Source organism: Bradyrhizobium sp. USDA 4501 (genome assembly GCF_054062115.1).
This window is the reverse complement of record NZ_JBSSEX010000001.1, coordinates 6,117,086-6,136,351: the sequence shown is the minus strand read 5'-3', so window position 1 is coordinate 6,136,351 and position 19,266 is coordinate 6,117,086. Positions and strand designations below refer to the sequence as shown.

The 19,266-nt window shown below is 67.3% G+C and carries 16 protein-coding genes and 1 pseudogene; all 17 read left to right on the top strand.

Annotated elements, in window-relative coordinates; translation table 11 throughout:
* Window positions 1–318: 318 nt before the first annotated feature.
* The 17 genes and pseudogenes from ACVWZM_RS28235 (at window position 319) to ACVWZM_RS28155 (ending at window position 19,216) form a co-directional block, all read left to right on the top strand.
* Window positions 319–1,569: an ABC transporter substrate-binding protein gene (locus ACVWZM_RS28235; protein ID WP_028333311.1), complete on the top strand. Its 1,251-nt coding sequence runs from the start codon at window positions 319–321 to the stop codon at window positions 1,567–1,569.
* Window positions 1,570–1,705: 136 nt separating this feature from the next.
* Entirely contained in the window at window positions 1,706–2,524 is an 819-nt protein-coding gene (locus tag ACVWZM_RS28230; protein WP_016847806.1) for a helix-turn-helix transcriptional regulator, read from the top strand.
* Window positions 2,525–2,644: 120 nt separating this feature from the next.
* Window positions 2,645–3,655, top strand: a complete 1,011-nt coding sequence (locus ACVWZM_RS28225) for a branched-chain amino acid ABC transporter permease (RefSeq protein ID WP_076826018.1) — start codon at window positions 2,645–2,647, stop codon at window positions 3,653–3,655.
* 3 nt (window positions 3,656–3,658) lie between these two features.
* The gene (locus tag ACVWZM_RS28220; RefSeq protein ID WP_076826017.1) at window positions 3,659–4,744 is read left to right on the top strand and encodes a branched-chain amino acid ABC transporter permease; all 1,086 of its coding nucleotides are present in this window, start codon (window positions 3,659–3,661) and stop codon (window positions 4,742–4,744) included.
* Window positions 4,737–5,519 (top strand): ABC transporter ATP-binding protein, encoded by a 783-nt coding sequence (locus ACVWZM_RS28215; RefSeq protein ID WP_016847809.1) that lies wholly within the window; start codon window positions 4,737–4,739, stop codon window positions 5,517–5,519. The genes ACVWZM_RS28220 and ACVWZM_RS28215 overlap by 8 nt, the downstream gene beginning before the upstream one ends.
* Window positions 5,512–7,722, top strand: coding sequence for a Tm-1-like ATP-binding domain-containing protein (locus tag ACVWZM_RS28210; RefSeq protein WP_456855386.1), 2,211 nt, complete (start codon window positions 5,512–5,514; stop codon window positions 7,720–7,722). The genes ACVWZM_RS28215 and ACVWZM_RS28210 overlap by 8 nt, the downstream gene beginning before the upstream one ends.
* Before the next feature lie 3 nt (window positions 7,723–7,725).
* Entirely contained in the window at window positions 7,726–8,559 is an 834-nt protein-coding gene (locus ACVWZM_RS28205) for a phosphoenolpyruvate hydrolase family protein (RefSeq protein WP_229191102.1), read from the top strand.
* Window positions 8,560–8,583: 24 nt separating this feature from the next.
* Window positions 8,584–11,479, top strand: a pseudogene (locus tag ACVWZM_RS28200) (flotillin domain-containing protein).
* Between the two features lie 9 nt (window positions 11,480–11,488).
* Window positions 11,489–11,926: an SRPBCC family protein gene (locus ACVWZM_RS28195; protein WP_229193472.1), complete on the top strand. Its 438-nt coding sequence runs from the start codon at window positions 11,489–11,491 to the stop codon at window positions 11,924–11,926.
* A gap of 3 nt (window positions 11,927–11,929) precedes the next feature.
* Complete coding sequence (locus tag ACVWZM_RS28190; protein WP_057016876.1) at window positions 11,930–12,373, top strand: SRPBCC family protein; 444 nt, start codon at window positions 11,930–11,932, stop codon at window positions 12,371–12,373.
* A gap of 15 nt (window positions 12,374–12,388) precedes the next feature.
* On the top strand, window positions 12,389–13,207 hold the full coding sequence (locus ACVWZM_RS28185; protein ID WP_456855385.1) for an FAD binding domain-containing protein: 819 nt from the start codon (window positions 12,389–12,391) through the stop codon (window positions 13,205–13,207).
* A 6-nt stretch (window positions 13,208–13,213) separates the two neighbouring features.
* Complete coding sequence (locus tag ACVWZM_RS28180) at window positions 13,214–13,693, top strand: (2Fe-2S)-binding protein (RefSeq protein WP_456855384.1); 480 nt, start codon at window positions 13,214–13,216, stop codon at window positions 13,691–13,693.
* 12 nt (window positions 13,694–13,705) lie between these two features.
* Entirely contained in the window at window positions 13,706–15,298 is a 1,593-nt protein-coding gene (locus ACVWZM_RS28175) for a xanthine dehydrogenase family protein molybdopterin-binding subunit (RefSeq protein WP_456855383.1), read from the top strand.
* Between the two features lie 2 nt (window positions 15,299–15,300).
* Window positions 15,301–16,323 (top strand): xanthine dehydrogenase family protein molybdopterin-binding subunit, encoded by a 1,023-nt coding sequence (locus ACVWZM_RS28170; RefSeq protein ID WP_168855376.1) that lies wholly within the window; start codon window positions 15,301–15,303, stop codon window positions 16,321–16,323.
* Between the two features lie 9 nt (window positions 16,324–16,332).
* On the top strand, window positions 16,333–17,214 hold the full coding sequence (locus ACVWZM_RS28165) for an AAA family ATPase (protein ID WP_028338483.1): 882 nt from the start codon (window positions 16,333–16,335) through the stop codon (window positions 17,212–17,214).
* Entirely contained in the window at window positions 17,211–18,329 is a 1,119-nt protein-coding gene (locus ACVWZM_RS28160) for a vWA domain-containing protein (protein ID WP_456855382.1), read from the top strand. Before ACVWZM_RS28165 ends, ACVWZM_RS28160 begins: the two co-directional genes overlap by 4 nt.
* Window positions 18,326–19,216, top strand: a complete 891-nt coding sequence (locus ACVWZM_RS28155; protein ID WP_057016867.1) for an amidohydrolase family protein — start codon at window positions 18,326–18,328, stop codon at window positions 19,214–19,216. Before ACVWZM_RS28160 ends, ACVWZM_RS28155 begins: the two co-directional genes overlap by 4 nt.
* The last annotated feature ends 50 nt before the right edge of the window (window positions 19,217–19,266 follow it).

Here is a 19,266-nt window from a genome sequence, read left to right as displayed (position 1 = left end):
AGCCATGGACGGCATTCTCTCTGTGTCATGCCCGCACATGCGGGCATCCAGTGCGCCGTGACCTCGCGGCTCAAGCAGGACCGTTCTGGAATACTGGTCACCAGCTTGCCCGCTGATGACACCGAACAAGCTCCGCGGCATTGCACCGCGAGCCGCGCTGCGGCGCAACAATCAAAATGAGACTGCCCGTTAAGCCAATTGGCGCCGACGACATCCGCGCCGCGCCCGCCTTCGGCTAGCTTTGCCGGCAACAACCGGACGCCCATCAGCCTTCGCACGCCAAGTGGACGCCGGCGACAACGCAGAGGGAGGAGCGCGATGTTGAAAGGCAGTTTGGGACTGATTGCGTTGAGCAGCCTGTTGCTTTCGGGCACGGCGTTCGCTCAGGAGAAGATCAAGGTCGGCGTCACCGCGACGCTCGAGGGCACCTACACGGTGCTCGGCGAGGACGGCATGCGCGGCTTCCAGACGGCGCTCAACGTGCTCGGCAAGAAGATCGGCGACAAGGAGCTCGAATTCGTCGTCGCCTCGACCGACGCGACGCCCGACTCCGCGGTGCGCGCGGTGCGCAAGCTGATCGAGCAGGACAAGGTGCAAATCCTGCTGTCGCCGCTGTCCGGCGACGAAGGCATCGCGGTCAAGAACTTCGCCAAGACCCATCCGGAGCTGACCTTCGTCAACGCCGCCTCCGGCGCGCAGGAAACGACCTATGTCGATCCGGCGCCGAACTTCTTCCGCTACAACATGGACGGCGCGCAGTGGCAGGTCGGCCTCGGCAAATACGCCTATGAGACCAAGGGCTATCGCAAGATCGCGACCGTCGGCGAGGACTACTCCTTCATCTACACCCAGGTATTTGGCCTGGTGCTCGAGTTCTGCGGCGCCGGCGGCCAGGTCACCAACCGACAATGGGTGCCGCTCGGCACCAAGGACTTTGCCTCCGTGATCGCCGCGCTGCCTGACGACGTCGACGCGATCTATCTCGGCCTCGGCGGCGCCGATGCCGTCAACTTCCTCAACCAGTATCAGCAGGCCGGCGGCAAGGCGCATCTGATGGGCGGCTCGATCATGATCGACCAGACCATCCTGTCGTCGAAGGGCAACGCCAAGAACGCTCTGATCGGCACCATCGCCGCCAGCGGCCAGGCCGATACCTGGGAGGATCCGGGCTGGCAGAAATTCGTCAAGGCCTATCAGGATGCCTTCCCGCCGGCCAAACGCTTCCCAAGCCCGTCGCTGCTCGCGACCAACTATTACGGCTCGACGATGGCGCTGATCCTGGCGCTGCGCCAGGTCAATGGCGATCTCTCCAACAACCAGGCCAAGCTCAAGGACGCGCTGGCGAAGATCGAGATCGACGCGCCGAACGGCAAGATCAAGCTCGACTCCAACCGCCAGGCGATCGGCACCAATTTCGTCACCGAGGTGGTCGATGACGGCAAGGGCGCACTGTTCAGCAAGGTCGTCAAGGTGATCCCGAACGTCAACCAGACGCTGGGCTACGATCCGGCGGTGTTCGCCAAGATCGGCCTGCCGAGCCGCACGGTCCCGGAGTGCAAGAAGTACTGACGTATTTGTTGCAGTGCAGGCACTGCGGCCATGACGAGGCGCGCGGTTGCATGATGTGCCCTGCTCGCCCTTGCTTTCCGCGGGCGGATGATGAACGCTTGTCGAAAAGACAAGAACATCCCGCGGGAGGGGAGGCATGAGCAGGGCGCTTGCCGTCTTCCACGGCCGGTTCGGTCGCGCGACGGTCTATCAGTTGAACCGTCCCTTCAACGTGCATGCGCACCGCGAGGGGCATCTGATCTTTCATGTCGGCGGAACGCCGGCGCAGATCGACGTCTCGGAGCAGCGGCTGCTGCTCAAGGACGACACCGTCGTCGCGGTCAACCCGTGGGAACCGCACAACTTTCTGCCGACCGACATGGACCACGGCGCGATCTTCTTCGTGCTTTATGTCAACGCCGAATGGTTCGCGCCGCAGCCCGCGACGGCACAGGGCCTGCGGTTCGGCCGCACCTTCTTTCCGCGCACCGAAGCGCTCGACCGGCTGATCCGCCGCACCGCAGCACTAGTGTGCGGCGCGCCGTCGCTGCGCAGCCTCGATTGCGAACTCCGGCAGCTGATCGACTCCTGCTACGAGGAGAGCTGGCAGGCCGCGCAGGATGCGCGCGCGGCGGCCGCGGTGACCGATTTCAGGGTGCGCAAATCGATCAAGCTGATGTCGGAAAGCCCCGGCGCCGAGATCGAGCTCGATGCGATCGCGCGCGAGGCCGGGCTGTCGCGGCCGCATTTCTACCGGCTGTTCCGCACCCAGACCGGCGTCACCCCTCACCTCTACATGAACACGCTGATCATGGAGCAGGCGCTCGATGCGCTGGTGGCGACCGAGACGCCGATCGCCGATATCGGCTTCGACCTCGGCTTCTCCTCGCAGAGCGGCTTCACCCGCTTCTTCGCCGCCAATGTCGGCATGGCCCCGACCGACTATCGCCGCGCCGCCAAGGTGTTGCGGCCGTGAAGGAGTTCCGGAGCGCACGATAAAAGATACTGTCGATCAAATCCTGAGCCTACGCCCTCGGTAGGATACTGGACACGCGGCCCGGCAGACGGTCGCGACCAGTGAGGGAACGCGACGGAGATGGCCAGGTTCATCGAACGCCATCCGGCCTGGGCGCTGATCGTGATCATCGCGGTCGCGGTGCTAGCGTGGCTGGTGTTCGCGATCTGGCCGCCGGGGCTGGAGGCCGCGATCGGCCGCAAGCGCGTGTTCCTCAACGCGGTGCTGAACGGCATCACGCTCGGCGGGCTCTACTTCCTGGTGGCCAGCGGCTTCACGCTGATCTTCGGCCTGATGCGCAACGTCAACCTCGCGCACGGCTCGCTCTATCTGTTCGGCGGCTATGTCGGCTACGCGATCAGCAGCTGGACCGGGTCGTGGCTCCTCAGCTTCATCATCGCCTTCATCGTGGTGGCGCTGGTCGGCGTGATCCTGCAGCTCGTCGTATTCCGACGCATGGAGGGTCAGGACCTCAGGCAGACGATGGTGACGATCGGGCTGTCGATCGTGTTCGCCGATCTGATGCTCTGGGTGTTCGGCGGCGATTTCTACCAGATCCAGACCCCGAGCTGGTTGATCGGCCCGATCCAGCTGCCGCTGCTGACCGCGATCAAATCATCGGGCGAACCGGTCTATCTGCAATACCCGTTGGTGCGGCTGGTGATCTTCGCTGCGTCCGTCGTGATCGGAATCGCGATGTGGCTGGCGCTCAACCGTACGCGGATCGGCATGATCGTGCGTGCCGGCGTCGACGACCGCGACATCCTGGCCGCCACCGGCGTGCGAATCCAGCTGGTGTTCGTGCTGGTGTTCGCGCTTGGCGCGGGCCTTGCCGGCATCGCCGGCGTGGTCGGCGGCACCTTCCAGTCGCTGTCGCCGGGCGAAGATACGCGGTTCCTGCTCGCCTCGCTCGTCGTCGTGATCGTCGGCGGCATGGGCTCGATCCCGGGAGCGGCGCTCGGCGCCGTCATCATCGGCCTCGCCGAGCAGCTCGGCTCGGTCTACATCCCGACCTACGCCATCGTCGTCACCTTCCTGATCATGGTGCTGGTGCTGGCGCTGCGGCCGCAGGGCCTGCTCGCGAGGCGATGACAGATGTCGCTGCTGCAGAGCACCCAGTTCCGCCCCGACCCGTCCGCCAACGCGACCCGCCGCGCCTTCATCCGTGCCTGGCCGGAATTCCAGAACCCGGCGGCCTGGCTGGTCGCGTTGATCCTCGTGATCATGCCGCTGATCGCCAACGGCTTCTTTCTGATCGAGATCTTCGCCACCACGCTGATCCTCGGCATCATCGCGCTCAGCCTGATGTTCCTCGCCGGCTATGGCGGCATGGTCAGCCTGATGCAGCTCACCATCGCGGGCTTCGCCGGCTACATGGTCGCGGTCTTCGGCATCAGCGGCAACGCCAATATCAGCCTCGGCTGGCCGTGGTGGCTGGCAACCCCGATGGCGCTGGCGCTGGCGACGCTGTTCGGCACGCTCGGCGGCGCGCTCGCGGTGCGCACCGAGGGCATCTACACCATCATGATCACGCTCGCGATCGGCGCGGCGTTCTACTACTTCACCAACCAGAATTGGGCGATCTTCAACGGCCACACCGGCATCAACACCGTCGCGACGCCGCATTTCTGGGGCGTCGACTGGCGCGCCGATATCGCCTTCTACTATGTCACGCTCGGCGTCGCCGCGATCTGCTACTTCGCCGTCCAGTATGTCTCGCGCGCGCCGTTCGGCCTCGCGCTGCAGGGCGTCCGCGACAATTCCCGCCGCATGGCGGCGCTCGGCTTCAACCCCAATGCGCACCGCATCGCGGCCTACGCCTTCGCCGCCTTCATCGCCGCGCTCGGCGGCGTGCTGCAGGTCTGGAACTACCGGCAGATCTCGCCCGGCTCGGTCAGCGTCGGAGCCTGCATCGACGTCCTGATCATCGCCGTGGTCGGCGGCATCACGCGGCCGATCGGACCCTTCATCGGCGCGCTGATCTTCGTGCTGCTGCGGACCTTCGCGCTCGACGTGCTGATCAAGTTCGGGCTCGACGGCAACCGCTTCCGGCTGCTGATCGGGCTCGGCTTCCTCGCCATCGTGTTCTGGTCGTCGGATGGCGTGATCGGCCTGTGGGAACGCTGGCGGCAGCGCAATGCATCCTCGACGCAACGTTCAGGCGGAGGCCGTCATGGATAGCGTCGCGCAGCGGCTGTCCGTGGTCGGCGCCGGCGCGGCGCTGGAACTGCGCGGCGTGACGAGGCTGTTCGGCGCGCTGGCGGCGCTGACCGACGTCACCATCACTGTGCGGCCGGGCGAAAGGCGCGCGGTGCTCGGCTCGAACGGCGCCGGCAAGACCACGCTGTTCAACTGCATCACCGGTGACTTCCCGCCCTCCTCCGGCACGATCCGCTTCTTCGGCGAGGACATCACCCAGTTCCCGCCCTATGAGCGGATCCGCCGGGGCTTACGCCGTACCTACCAGATCTCGGCGCTGTTCCCCGGCCTCACGGTGCAGGACAACGTCTACCTCGCCTGCCGTGGCGTCTCGCGTGGCCGGTTCTCGTTCCTGCGCCCGGGGCAGAACGATGCGCTGATGCACGCGACCGAAACGCTGGTCCAGGCGGTTCACCTCAGCGGCGTGAAGGACCAGCGCGTCGCCGAGCTCGCACATGGCCAGCAGCGGCAGCTCGAGATCGCGCTGGCGCTGGCCGGCGCGCCGCGCTTCATCCTGTTCGACGAGCCGGCGGCGGGGCTGTCGCCGACCGAGCGGCGCGAGCTGATCGAGATCCTGACTTCGTTGCCGGCGCATATCGGCTACATCATCATCGAGCACGACATGGACGTCGCACTGCGCGTCGTCGAGAGCGTGACGATGATGCACAACGGCCGCATCTTCAAGGAAGGCCTGCCGCGCGAGATCGAATCCGATCCCGAGGTGCAGGAGCTTTATCTCGGAGGCGGCCATGAATGACCGCCGCGCAATGCCCGCGCTCGAGGTGAAGGGCCTCGACGTCTATTACGGCCATTCGCATGCGCTGCAGGGCGTCGATCTCACGCTCGAGTCCGGCGTGTTCTCGGTAGTCGGCCGCAACGGCATGGGCAAGACCACGCTGTGCAAGGCGATCATGGGCCTCGTGCGTGCCAGCGCCGGTTCGATCCGGATTCGCGGCGAAGAGGTCACGCGGCTCAATCCGGCACGGATCGCCCGGCTCGGCGTCGGTTATGTGCCGCAGGGCCGCCGCCTGTGGCGGTCGCTGACCGTCGACGAGCACCTTGCGCTTGCCGGCGGCCTGCGGCGCGGCGCCTGGACCATCGAGCGAATCTACGACACCTTCCCGCGCCTCGCCGAGCGCAAGACCAACGGCGGCAACCAGCTGTCCGGCGGCGAGCAGCAGATGCTCGCGATCGCGCGTGCGCTGCTGACCAATCCGCATCTCTTGATCATGGACGAGCCGACCGAAGGTCTTGCGCCCGTGATCGTCGCCCAGGTCGAGGACATGCTGCTGCGGCTCGGCGATGAGGGCGACATCTCCGTGCTGGTCATCGAGCAGAACATCGGTGTGGCGACGGCGGTGTCGCGCAACGTCGCCATCATGGTCAATGGCCGGATCAACCGGATCATCGATTCCGCCCGCCTTGCAACCGACCGCGAGCTGCAGCAGCGATTGCTCGGCGTCGGCACCCATGGCGCCGACGAGACCGACGCCGAGCCAGCACCGGCGAAGGCCGAAGCGGCCGGTGCCCCGCAGCCGGAACGCAAGGGGCCGACCCGCATCTACGTCTCCAATCCCGTGCTGCCGACCCGCTGGTCGCAGCCGGTGCCGATCGCCCGCATCGAGGCCGCCGCACGGACGCAGTCCACCGGGGTCACTCGGCTCGAGGAGGCAACCCGGCAGCGACGCGAACCGACGACCTCCCGAACGTCCGGGCCACCGGTCGTCCTCATCGTCGGCACGCTCGACACCAAGGGTGCCGAGCTGCGCTTCATCCGCGATATCATCGCCGGCAGCGGCCTGCGCACGCGACTGGTCGACGTCTCGACCAGCGGCAAAGCGGCGAGCTGCGATGTCACCGCGCAGGAGATCGCACTGAACCACGGCCGCGGCGGCTCCGGCGTGTTCGGCGCCGATCGCGGCGCCTCGGTGACGGCGATGGCGGAGGCGTTCGAGCGATGGCTGCGTCGCCAGGGCAATATCGCCGGGATCATCTCCGCCGGCGGCTCCGGCGGCGCGTCGCTGGTCGCGCCCGGCATGCGCGCGCTGCCGGTCGGCGTACCGAAGCTGATCATCTCCTCGGTCGCGTCCGGCGACGTCGGTCCCTATGTCGGTCCCGCCGACATCACCATGATGTATTCGGTGACCGACGTGCAGGGTCTCAACTCGATTTCGCGCACGGTGCTCGGCAACGGCGCTCATGCGCTGGTCGGCATGGTTAAGGCGCGGCTCGATGAGCAGGCCGGCAAGCAGCGCAGCGCAGGCGCGAACCTTCCGGCGATCGGCATCACCATGTTCGGCGTCACCACCCCGGCCGTGCAGAAGATCGCGGCCAACCTGCGCGAGGATTTCGAGTGCCTCGTCTTCCACGCCACCGGCGTCGGCGGCCGCTCGATGGAGAAGCTGGTCGAGTCCGGCCAACTCGCCGGCGTGATCGACCTCACCACGACCGAGGTCTGCGACCTCCTGATGGGCGGCGTGTTCCCGGCGACCGAGGATCGCTTCGGCGCCATCATCCGCAGCCGCGTGCCCTATGTCGGCTCGGTCGGCGCGCTCGACATGGTGAACTTCGGCGCACCCGACACGATCCCGGAGCGCTATCGGCAGCGCAAATTCCACATCCACAATCCGCAGGTCACCTTGATGCGGACCACGCCGGAAGAGAACGAGCGCATGGGCCGCTGGATCGGCGAACGGCTCAACCAGATGGACGGACCGGTGCGCTTCTTCCTGGCCGAAGGCGGCGTCTCCGCGCTCGATGCACCCGGCCAGCCGTTCTGGGACCCGGAGGCCGACGCGGCGTTGTTCCGCGCGCTGGAGCGCACCGTGCGCCAGACCGGCAACCGGCAGATCATCCGCATCAAACGCAACATCAACGATCCCGAGTTCACCGCCGCCATCGTCAGCGCGTTCCGCCCCTTGCTCGGACGCGCCGGTGTGCGGCGGAGAGTGGCGAGGTGACCCATGCCCAGGTTTGAACGCGCAGCGCTGCTGAAGAAGTTTCACGCCATGATCGCACGCGGCGAGCCGATCGTCGGCGGCGGTGCCGGCACGGGACTGTCGGCGAAATGCGAGGAGGCCGGCGGCGTCGACCTGATCGTGATCTACAATTCCGGCCGCTACCGCATGGCCGGCCGCGGCTCGCTCGCCGGACTGATGCCCTATGGCGATGCCAACGCCATCGTCGTCGAGATGGCCGGCGAGGTGCTGCCGGTCGTGACCAGGACGCCGGTGCTCGCCGGCGTCAATGGCACCGATCCGTTCCGCGATATGGATTTCTTCCTCGACCAGCTCAAGGCGATCGGCTTTGCCGGCGTGCAGAACTTCCCGACCGTCGGCCTGATCGACGGCACCTTCCGCGCCAATCTCGAAGAGACCGGAATGTCCTACGCGCTCGAGATCGACATGATCGCGAAGGCGCATGAGAAGAACATGCTGACCACGCCCTATGTCTTCAGCGAGCAGGAGGCCGCCGCGATGGCGATCGCCGGCGCCGACATCATCGTCTGCCACATGGGCCTGACCACCGGCGGCACGATCGGCGCGCAGACCGCGCCGAAGCTCGCCGACTGCCCTGCCCGCATCGAGGCCTGGGCCGAGGCCGCGCTCAGCGTCAATTCGAACATCATCGTGCTCGCGCATGGCGGTCCGATCGCGGACCCCGCCGATGCCGATTTCATCATGAAGCAGACCCGCAACTGCCACGGCTTCTACGGCGCCTCCTCGATGGAACGCCTGCCGGTCGAGCGAGCGCTGACGGATCAGGTTCGCAAATTCAAGGCGATCGGCGCGCGCTAGCCGCCGTGACCAAGGGAGGAAGAGATGTCGGGGATGCTGGTCGGTGAATTGATCCTCTGGCTCATCGTCGCAATCGTCGCGATCGTCATCATCGTCTATGTCGTGAACTGGCTGTATCACCGCTCGTCGAAGGAGGTCTCCTTCGTCCGCACCGGTTTCCTCGGCGAGCGCGTGGTGATCAATGGCGGCGCCTTCGTGCTGCCCTTCATCCACGACTACACGCCGGTCAACATGAACGTGCTGCCGATGGGGATCGTGCGCTCCAGGCAGGACGCGGTGATCACCCGCGACCGCATGCGCGTCGACATCGAGGCCGATTTCTACGTCCGGGTTCAGCCGACCCGCGAAGCGGTCTCGATCGCTGCCGCCACGCTCGGCCGCCGCACCATGGAGCCCGAACAGCTCCACACCCTGCTCTCCGGCAAGTTCATCTCCGCGATCCGCTCAGTCGCCTCCGAGATGACGATGGAGCAGATGCACGAGCAGCGCGGCGACTATGTGGCGCGCGTCAAGGCCAATGCCGCCGAAGCACTGGCGCAGAATGGCCTCGAACTGGAGTCGGTCGCGATCACCGATCTCGATCAGACCGACCTCGAATATTTCAATCCCTCGAACCGCTTCGACGCCGAAGGCTTGACCCGCCTGATGGAGGACATCGAGGCCAAGCGCAAGCTGCGCAACGACATCGAGCAGGACTCGATGATCAAGATCCGCTCCCGCAATCTCGAGGCCGAGCGGCAGGCGCTGGAGATCGAGCGCGAAAGCGAGACCGCCCGCCTCGAGCAGGAACGCGACATCGAGATGCGCCGCGCCTTGCAGCGCACCGAAGTCGCCCGCGAGCGCGCGCTGCGCGAGACCGAGTCGGAGCAGGCCCAGATTGCGGCGCGCGAAGCCATCGAGAAAGCGCGCATCGCCAACGAGCAGGCGATCACCGAAGCACGCATCGCCTCGGAGCGCGAGACCCGGCACAAGGAGATCGAGCGGACGCGGGCGGTCGAAGAGAAGGAGCTGCTGGCGCGCGAGGAGATCGAGAAGGTCCGGATCGCCAACCAGCGCTCGGTCGACACCACCCGCATCGCCTCCGAGCGCGAGGTGCGCCAGCGCGAGATCGAGCGGATGCGCACGGTCGAGGAAGCCGAGATCGCCGCTCGCGAGGCGATCGAGAAGGCCCGGATCCAGCAGGACCGCGTCGTCACCGATGCCCGCATCGCCAATGAGGAGGAGACCCGGCGCCGCGAGATCGAGCGCACCCGCGCGGTCGACGAGGCCGAGATCGCCGCGCGCGAGGCCACCGAGAAGGCGCGCATCGCCCAGACCATGACGGTCAATGTCGAGCGCATCTCCTCGGACGAGCGCACCCGCGCGCTGGAAATCCAGCAGGTCCGCACCATCCAGGAAGCCGAGATCGAGGCGCAGAAGGCGGTCGAGGCCGCCCGCATCGCGCGCGAGAAGATGCTGGCCGCCGAGCGCATCGCCGCCGACCACACCACACGCAAGCTCGAGATCGAGCGCAACCAGGCGGTCGAGATCGCCGGGATCAGTGCCCGCGAAGCCACCGAAGCGTCGCGGATCGCCCAGGAAGAGCACGTCCGGGCGCTTGAGATCGCCCGCACCCGCGCGATCGAGGAAGCCGATATCGCCTCCCGCGAGGCGATCGAGGCGGCGCGGATCTCGCAGGAGAAGTCGGTCGCCGCGCAGCGCATCCGCGCCGAGCGCGAAACCCGCGGGCTCGAGATCGCGCGCACCGAGGCGATCGAGGCCGCCGAGCTGAAGCGCCGCGACGCCATCGAGCGGCAACGCATCGATGTCGAGCTGACGTTGGAGAGTGAGCGGATCGCCTCCTCCAGGACCCGCGAAGTGCTCAACATCGACCAGAAGAAGGCGATCGAGCTCGCCGACGAGGAGCGCGTGATCGCGCTCGCCGCCAAGCGCTCCGAGCGGATCGATGCCGACCGGCAGGTCCGGCAGGCCGAAATTGTGGCGCGCAAGGACATCGACACCACCGACGTCTCCCGCGAGCAGGCGCTGGAGGCGGCCCGGATCGAGCGGCGCCGTGCGATCGAACAGCTCGAGGTCGCTCGCAACCAGTCGCTGCAGGAGGCCGAGATCGTCGCCCGCGAGGAGGTCGAACGCGCCCGCATCGCCTCCGACCGTGGCCTCGACGAGGCCCGCATCGGCCGCGAGCGCGAGCTACGCAAGCTCGAGGTCAACCGCGAGAAGGATGTCGAGACCGCGCTGATGGAAAAGGCCATCGCGCTGCATCAGAAATCACTGGAAGAATCCGCGGCACGAGCCGCGGCCGAGGACGCCCGGATCCACGCCACCGAAGCGGCCGGAACGCGTCGTCACCGCGCGCGAAAGCGAGATCGCAAAGCGGCGCAAGACCGTCGAGGTGCTGCTCGCCGAAAAGCAGGCCGAGGAAACCAGGATCGCAGCCGGGGCCGAACGGGTCCGTGCCACGGTCGAGGCCGAGGCGCAGCGTCTGCTTAACGAGGCCGAGAACGTGCTGACCGATCAGGCGCGCTACTCGCTGTTCCGCCGCAAGCTGCTCGACCGGATCGAGGGCATCGTGCGCGAGAGCGTCAAGCCGATGGAGAAGATCGAGGGCATCCGCATCCTCCAGGTCGACGGCCTCAACGGCAACGGGCATGGCAACGGCACCGGACGCAGCGCCACTGACGAAGTGATCGACTCGGCGCTGCGCTACCGCGTGCAGGCGCCGCTGATCGACTCGATCCTCTCGGATATCGGCGTCGAGGGCGGCAGCCTCGCCAAGATGCCCGGCCTGATCCGCGAAGCCCGAGACATGCAAGGCATCAAGGACTCCGCGCGCAAGAGCGGCGCCGAGGAAAAGCCGCCGGCGCCCGAGGGCGGCGGCGAGCCGGCGCGACCTGAGCGCACGCCGCGCAAGAAGGACTGAGCTCACGCCATGGCACGGGTTTACGTTTCCACCGTCGTCAACGCCCGCAACGACCGGGTCTGGGCCCGCGTCCGCGATTTCAACGGGCTGCCGAACTGGCATCCCGCGATCGCCGAAAGCCGGATCGAGGGCGGCGAGCCCTCCGACAAGATCGGCTGCGTCAGGGATTTCCGGCTGCGCAACGGCGATCGCATCCGAGAGAAGCTGCTCGGGCTGTCCGACTACGACATGTTCTGCACCTATTCGATCCTGGAATCGCCGATGGGCGTCGAGAACTACGTCGCGACGCTGCGGCTCACGCCAGTCACCGACGGCGACCAGACCTTCCTGGAATGGACCGCCGAATTCGACTGCGCGCCGGAGCGCGAGACGGAGCTCGTCAACAATATCGGCGGCGCCGTGTTCCAGGGCGGGTTCGACGCGTTGAAGCGGGCGTTCGGAGGATAGACCGTGCCGCATATCGTCAAAAGCACGATCCTGGATGCGCCGACCGATGCGGTGTGGGCCGTGCTGCGCGATTTCAACGGTCATGACCGCTGGCATCCGGCGGTCGCGAGCAGCGGCATCGAGCGCGCCCAGCCGTCCGACAAGATCGGCTGCGTCAGGCGCTTCAAGCTGAAGGACGGCGCCGAGCTGCGCGAGCAACTGCTGGCGCTGTCCGATCTTGAGCAATCGTTCAGCTACTGCCTGCTCGATACGCCGATCCCGATGTTCAACTACGTGGCGCATGTCCGTCTGCTGCCGGTCACCGATGGTGACCGCACCTTCTGGCACTGGGAGTCGCGCTTCACGACGCGAACCGAGGACAGCGAGCGCATCACGCGGATGGTTTCGGAAGACATCTACCAGGCCGGCTTCGACGCCATCCGCCGGCATCTGAAGGAGGCCGCGTAAGCGGAGAGCACCATCATGCCAGTCACGGTGAAGACCTTCACCAGCACCCATGACGCCGCGGCGGCGCTGTCCTCGGATCGCAGCGCCCGCTATCTCGGCGGCGGCACGCTGGTGATGCGAGCGCTGAACGAGGGCGACATCTCGATCTCGACCATCGTGCGCGCCAGCGACCAAGCGATGACACGGATCGATGCCACCGGCTCGCGCATCACGCTCGGCGCCGGCGTCACCTTCGCCCGCATCCTGGCCGAACGCGACCTCGCCTTCCTGCACGCCCCGGCGCGCTCGATCGGCGGGCCGGCGGTGCGCAACATGGGCACCGTCGGGGGCAATCTGTTCGCGCCAGTGCCGTACGGCGACTTCACGGTCGCGATGCTCGCGCTTGATGCCACCGTGTCCGTCCAGGGCGGCCTCGGAGGGCGCGAGATCCCGATCGAGGAGTTCCTGCAATCGCGCGACCGGCAGGCCGGATCGCTGGTGCTGGCGATCTCCTTTGCCAGGCCCGGCAGCACTGAGGCCCTCCGCTACCGCAAGATCGCGCGGATCAAGCCCAACGGCGGCGCGGTGATCACGCTCGCGGCGCACCTGCCCGTTAACGGCAGCCGCATCGTCGGCGCCCGCGTCGCGCTTGGCTCGATGGCGCCGACGCCGATCCGCGCCCGTGCCGTCGAGCGCGCGCTCGAAGGCCGCGCGCTCGACGCCTCCACCATCAGCGCAGCTGCTGCGGCAGCCGTTGAGGGAACGTCACCCGGCGACAATGCGCTCGCCAGCGCCTGGTATCGCCGCGAGATCGTCGGCGTGCATCTCCGCCGTCTGTTGTCCGGTCAGGAATAATTCGTGATGGCCAAGACTGCCCTTCAATTCCAGCATAACGGCCGTGACGTCGCGATCTTCGTCGACGGCGGCACCAACCTTCTGGTCGCGCTCCGCGAACTGATCGGCGACATGACGCCGAAGTTCGGCTGCGGCCAGGGCGGCTGCGGCACCTGCAGCGTGCTGATCGACGGCGAGCTGCATCTCTCCTGCCTGACGCTCGCCGAAACGGTCGCCGGCCGCTCGGTCGAGACGCTCGACGGAATCAAGGACGGCCCCAATCTGCACCGGCTGCAGCACGCCTTCGCCGACAATTTCGCCGCGCAGTGCGGCTACTGCACGCCGGGCATGCTGATGGCCGCGAAGGCGCTGCTCGACCGCAATCCGCAGCCGAGCCGCGCCGAGGTGGTCGAGGCGATCTCCGGCAATATCTGCCGCTGCACCGGCTACGAGCCGATCATCAACGCCGTGCTATCAGCCGCTTCCGGCGGCCGGGCGCGTGCGTAAGGGAATAGTGCCATGCTGGAATTGCGCAAGGACATCTTCGCCGACGAGCGCGACGACAATCTGAAGGAGATCGGCAAAGGCACGCAGCGCCAGGATATGCTCGGCCATGTCACCGGCACCTCGCCCTATTTCGATGACCACAAGCTGCAGGGCATGCTGCATCTGAAGGTGGTGCGCAGCGCGCATCCCCATGCAAGACTCCGCCGCATCGACACCTCGGAGGCCGAGCGGTCGCAGGGGGTCCGGCGTGTGATCCGCGCCTCCGACGTGCCGCGCAACCTGAACACGCTGCTCAGCCTGATCAATTTCGGCAAGGACGACGAGCCCTCGCTCGCGGTCGACAAGGTGCGCTACAAGGGCGAACCCATCGTCGCGATCGTCGCCGACAGCCCGCGCGAGGCCTATGAGGCCATCGCAAAGGTCAAGATCGACTATGAGCCGCTGCCGGCGGTGTTCGACGTCGAGGACGCGCTGAAGGCGGGCGCGCCCGTGGTCAACGAGGTCTATCCCAAGAACACCTTCACCTATCACGAGACCTATGATCACCAGCAGCTGCGCTTCGGCGACGCCGACCGTGCACTCGCGACGGCCGACCATGTGCTGGAACAGCGCTACCAGATGTCGCCGATCGAGCACGCGCCGACCGAAACCAACGGCTCGATCGCAGCTCCCGACACCAACGGCCGCTACATCGTCTACACCTCGACGCAGGCGCTGTTCTTCTCGGTCGACACCTGCGCGAAGATCCTCGACGTGCCGTCCAACACCTTCCACTTCATCGGCGGCACGGTCGGCGGCGGCTTCGGCGGCAAGGTCGATACGCTGACCGAACCGCTCTGCATCCTCGGCGCGATGCTGACCGGTCGCCCGGTGCGCTATGTGTTCGGGCGCGAGGAGGAGATGCAGTACGGGCCGCCGCGCGGCGCCGAGCGCATCTACATCAAGGACGGCGTGATGCGCGACGGCCGCATCGTCGCCCGCAAGGTGCGCGCCTACTTCGACAGCGGCGCCTATACGCGGCTGTCGAGCTATGCAGCGGTGAAATGCGCCGCCCATCTGCCCGGCCCCTACACGATCCCGAACGTTCATGGCGACGTCTACTGCGTCTTCACCAATCGCACGCCGGCGACCGCGATGCGCGGCTTCGGCGTCACCGCGATGGATTTCGCCATCGAATGCCAGATGGACAAGCTCGCCCATCTCGTCGGCATGGACCCGATGGAGTTCCGGATCCTCAATGCGTATCGCGACGGCGACATGAAGGCGCACCGCCGCGAGGCCAAGAACACCGCGCTGATCGAATGCGTGCAGGTCGCGGCGGAGAAGGCCAAGTGGCCGCTCCGCGAAGACTTCAAGCGGATGTCGTCGCGCAAGGATGGTGGCGGCGCGCGAGCCGCCGTGACGCCGACCCCGCGCGAGCCGCATGCACCGCCGGCCTCACCATCCCAGCAGCGCACGACGTATGACCGCGCGCCGGCCGCGACCCGCGAGCCGCCGCCACCGCCGCCCTCTTCGCCGCCACCGTCGTCTCCGCCGCCGCGGCCGGGCGCGCCGTCGCACGGCGCCACCCGCTTCTCTTCCGTCTTCGGCACCAGGAAGCGCTGACCATGACCCGGCATCGCGGACGCGGCATCGCGTCGGTCAACTATCCCATCGGCATGAACCTCGGCGGCGATCCCAGCCAGGCGCTGGTGCATTCCAACCCGAGCGGCAAGTTCACCGTGGCGCTGTCCTCGATCGACCTCGGCCAGGGCATGAAGTCGGTGACGCGGCAGATCTGCGCCGAGACGCTCGGCGTGCCGGTCGAGGACGTCTATGTCGACACCGCGGATTCCGACACCGGCCCGCACTGCATGGGCTCGTTCGCCTCGCGCGGCACGCATCGCGTCGGCAACGCCGTAATGGCGGCTGCGCGCGAGGCACGCGGTGTGATGATGGAGGCCGCCGCCGAGGAGCTGGAGGTGAATGCCGCCGACCTCGAGACCGACGGCCGCGGCAATATCCACGTCAAGGGCGCGCCGCATCGCTCGATCTCCACCAAGGACGTCGCCATCGCCGCGCAGTTCAAGCAGGGCAAGACGATCTCCGGCCGCGGTATCTTCCTGGTGCCGCTGTCCGACGTCGACCCCGAGACCGGCGAGATGTCGCCGGCGACATGCTACGCGCATGCCTGCCTGGTCGCCGAAGTCGAGGTCGATGACGAGACCGGCGAGGTCGACATGGTCCGGATGGACTCCGCCTATGAACTCGGCCGCGCGCTCAATCCACGGCTGGTCGAGCAGCAGCTGGTCGGCGGCGCCTGGATGGGCGTCAGCCACGCGCTCTACGAGACGCCGGAGCCTTATTATCCGGAGCCGGTGCACGGTCCGCGCGACTTCGTCGAATATCTGATGCCGGGTCCGGGCGACATCTGCCCGCACGACATCGCGGTGCTGGAACGCCCGGCGCCCGACGGTCCGTTCGGCGCCAAGGGACCGGGCGAGATGTGCGCCAATCCCGTGCTGCCTGCGATCGCCAACGCGATCTTCAACGCGGTCGGGGTGCGGATCGACGATCTCCCGATCACGCCGGAAAAGGTGTTGCGCGCCATCAGGGCGCAAGGCGGCGCGCGTCCGCAGCCACGGCGCTGAGGTTTCTCCATGCCGGTCCGCAGCAACATCGTCGGCATCGACAGCCCAGAGGCGCTGGAGAAGGCGCTGCGCGCGGCCTATTATCTCGCCGACGACGGCATCGCGACCGCCTCCTATCTCTCGCTTGCGCTGGGCAAGCCGCTGTTACTCGAGGGCGCGCCGGGTGTCGGCAAGACCGAAGCTGCAAAAGCGATCGCCGCCGTGCTCGGCCGCAGGCTGATCCGCCTGCAATGCTACGAAGGCATCGACGCCGCCGCTGCCCTCTACGAGTGGAACTATCCGCGCCAGATGCTGGCGATCCGGCAGGCCGGCGAGGAGAGCATCGATATCTATGGCGACGCCTTCCTGATCGAGCGCCCGATGCTGGCCGCGCTGCGCGCGCCCGACGCGACGGTGCTTCTGATCGACGAAATCGACCGCGCCGATCAGGAGTTCGAGGCCTTCCTGCTCGAATTCCTCTCCGACTTCCAGATCTCGATCCCCGAGCGCGGCACGGTGCGCGCTGCAGAGCATCCGGTCGTGGTGCTGACGTCGAACCGGACGCGCGATCTGCACGAGGCGCTGCGGCGGCGCTGCGTCTATCACTGGATCGATTATCCGAATGCCGAGCGCGAGGCGCGCATCGTGATGATGCGGGCGTCCAGCGTCGCCGAGGCCACCGCCCGCGCGGTGGTCGCCGCCGTCGGCCGGCTGCGCCGCGAGCCGCTGAGCAAGGCGCCCGGGATCGCCGAGGCGGTCGACTGGGCCGAGGCCGCGACCCTGCTCAACAAGGGCGGCGCGCGCTGGCCGGACGCGTTCAAACGCTCGATCGGCGTCGCGCTGAAGGACGAGGAGGATCTGCATTTCATTTCGCCCCGGCTCGATGCGATCATCGCGGAGGCGGCCGCGTGAACAACGACCTGCAGCTGCCGCGCGCCGCGCGGATATTTGTTTCGTTCGTCGCGCTGCTGCGCGCCAACGGCTTTTCGGTTGCGCCGGAGCAGACGACGAGCTTCCTCGCGGCAATCGAGCTGCTCGGTCCGCGCAGCCTGGAGCACATCCGCCTGGCCGGGCTCGCGACGCTGGCGCCGCCGCCGGAGCGCCGCGCGACCTATGACCGGCTGTTCGACATCCACTTCCGCGGCGCCGAGGCGATCGAGCAGGCCGAGGGTGAGGACGAAGAGACCGTTCGCCTGCAGGAGGAAGGCCGCGGCGAGGACGAGCCGCCGCTTGCCGACGAGGCCAATGAGTCCGGCCTCGCCGCGGCGCGCGCCGAGGCATTGGTCGAGCGCCGCTTTGCCCAGACCGCGACCAGCGATCCGCTGCGAAAACTGTCGCGCGAAGCGGCACGGCGGCTGCCGCGACGGCGCGGCCACCGGCGCCGTCGCGCACGCAGTGGTCCGTTCGCCGATCTGCGCCGCACGCTGCGCGACAGCGTCCGCAATGACGGCGAGGTGCTGCGGCTCGGGCGGACGCGACGCCGCCAACGCCCGCGCAAGATCCTGTTCCTGATCGACGTCTCCGGCTCGATGAAGGCGCGCACCGAGGAGAACATGAAGCTCGCGCATGTGCTGGTGCGGGCGGCCGGCAATGTCGAGGTCTTCACCTTCGGCACAAGACTGACCCGCGTCACGCCGGCGCTGCGGCTGAAGCGGCGCGAGCAGGCGCTGAACGCGGCCTCCTTCCTGGTCAGCGACTGGGACGGCGGCACAAGGATCGGCGATGCGCTGCAGGCGTTCCTCGCCGTGCCGCGATTCGGCGGATATGCCCGCGGCGCCGCGGTCGTGATCGTCTCCGACGGCCTGGAACGCGGCGATCCGGCTGCGCTGCGCGATGCCGTGGCAAAACTGTCGCGGCGGGCCTGGCGCGTCAGCTGGCTGACGCCGCTCGCAACCTCGCCCGGCTTCACGCCGCAAACCGAGGCGCTGATCGCGATCCAGCGCTTTGTCGACGATCTCGTGGACGGCGGATCCAGCGCGGCTGTTGTCGCGCATCTGCTGTCGCTTGGAACAAGGAGAGCCGCGTGACTGGCATTGTCGACGGACATCATCACATCTGGCGGCAGGCCGATCTCGCCTGGCTGTCCGGCCCGATGCAGCCGCGCATCTTCGGCCCCTATGAGCCGATTCGCCGCGACTATCCGATCGAGGAGTATCTCGGCGACCTCAAGGGCACCGGCGTCACCCGCTCGGTCTATGTCCAGACCAACTGGCCGAACGGCCAATTCGAGGACGAAGCCGCCTGGGTGCAGCAGACCGCGGACCAGCACGGCTGGCCGCACGCCCTCGTCGCCTATGCCGATTTCTCCGTCGCCGACGTCCGCCCGCAACTCGATCGATTGAAGCGCTATCCGCTGGTGCACGGCGTGCGCATGCAGCTGCACTGGCACGAGAACCCGCTGTACCGCTTCGCCGCGCGTGCCGATCTCTGCAATGATCCCGTGATCCGGCGCAATGTCGGCCACCTCGCCGACTACGGCTGGAGTTTTGACCTGCAGGTGTTCGCGCCGCAGATGGCCGATGCGGCCGGCCTCGCGGAGGCTTGCCCTGACGTGACCTTCATCCTGCAGCATGCCGGCATGCTGGAGGACCTGTCGCCGCAGGGCCGCGCCACCTGGCGCAGCGGGATGACGCGGCTCGCGCGATGTCCGAATGTGGTGTCGAAGCTGTCCGGGCTCGGCACCTTCATCCATCGCAACGATGCCGCGCATATCGCCGGCGTGGTGACCGATACCGTCGCGATCTTCGGCGCCGACCGCTGCCTGTTCGGCTCGAACTTTCCGATCGAGAAGCTGTGGACCAGCTATCGCGATCTCGTCGCCGCTTTCAAGGCGGCAGCCGAACGGCTGAGCCCCGAACAGCGCGATGCGATCTTCAGCACGACGGCGGCGCGGGTCTATCGGCTACAGCCATAGCCGCACCGCGGGGTCGAACATAACAACGAACACGAATTGGGAGGGAGACA

What these genes read in the sequence shown, in the direction of transcription:
- ACVWZM_RS28225 (WP_076826018.1), top strand. Translation starts at nt 2,645, where the DNA reads ATGGCCAGGTTCATCGAACGCCATCCGGCCTGGGCGCTGATCGTGATC.
- ACVWZM_RS28165 (WP_028338483.1), top strand. Translation starts at nt 16,333, where the DNA reads ATGCCGGTCCGCAGCAACATCGTCGGCATCGACAGCCCAGAGGCGCTG.
- ACVWZM_RS28230 (WP_016847806.1), top strand. Translation starts at nt 1,706, where the DNA reads ATGAGCAGGGCGCTTGCCGTCTTCCACGGCCGGTTCGGTCGCGCGACG.
- ACVWZM_RS28195 (WP_229193472.1), top strand. Translation starts at nt 11,489, where the DNA reads ATGGCACGGGTTTACGTTTCCACCGTCGTCAACGCCCGCAACGACCGG.
- ACVWZM_RS28215 (WP_016847809.1), top strand. Translation starts at nt 4,737, where the DNA reads ATGGATAGCGTCGCGCAGCGGCTGTCCGTGGTCGGCGCCGGCGCGGCG.
- ACVWZM_RS28175 (WP_456855383.1), top strand. Translation starts at nt 13,706, where the DNA reads ATGCTGGAATTGCGCAAGGACATCTTCGCCGACGAGCGCGACGACAAT.
- ACVWZM_RS28210 (WP_456855386.1), top strand. Translation starts at nt 5,512, where the DNA reads ATGAATGACCGCCGCGCAATGCCCGCGCTCGAGGTGAAGGGCCTCGAC.
- ACVWZM_RS28180 (WP_456855384.1), top strand. Translation starts at nt 13,214, where the DNA reads ATGGCCAAGACTGCCCTTCAATTCCAGCATAACGGCCGTGACGTCGCG.
- ACVWZM_RS28220 (WP_076826017.1), top strand. Translation starts at nt 3,659, where the DNA reads ATGTCGCTGCTGCAGAGCACCCAGTTCCGCCCCGACCCGTCCGCCAAC.
- ACVWZM_RS28170 (WP_168855376.1), top strand. Translation starts at nt 15,301, where the DNA reads ATGACCCGGCATCGCGGACGCGGCATCGCGTCGGTCAACTATCCCATC.
- ACVWZM_RS28185 (WP_456855385.1), top strand. Translation starts at nt 12,389, where the DNA reads ATGCCAGTCACGGTGAAGACCTTCACCAGCACCCATGACGCCGCGGCG.
- ACVWZM_RS28205 (WP_229191102.1), top strand. Translation starts at nt 7,726, where the DNA reads ATGCCCAGGTTTGAACGCGCAGCGCTGCTGAAGAAGTTTCACGCCATG.
- ACVWZM_RS28235 (WP_028333311.1), top strand. Translation starts at nt 319, where the DNA reads ATGTTGAAAGGCAGTTTGGGACTGATTGCGTTGAGCAGCCTGTTGCTT.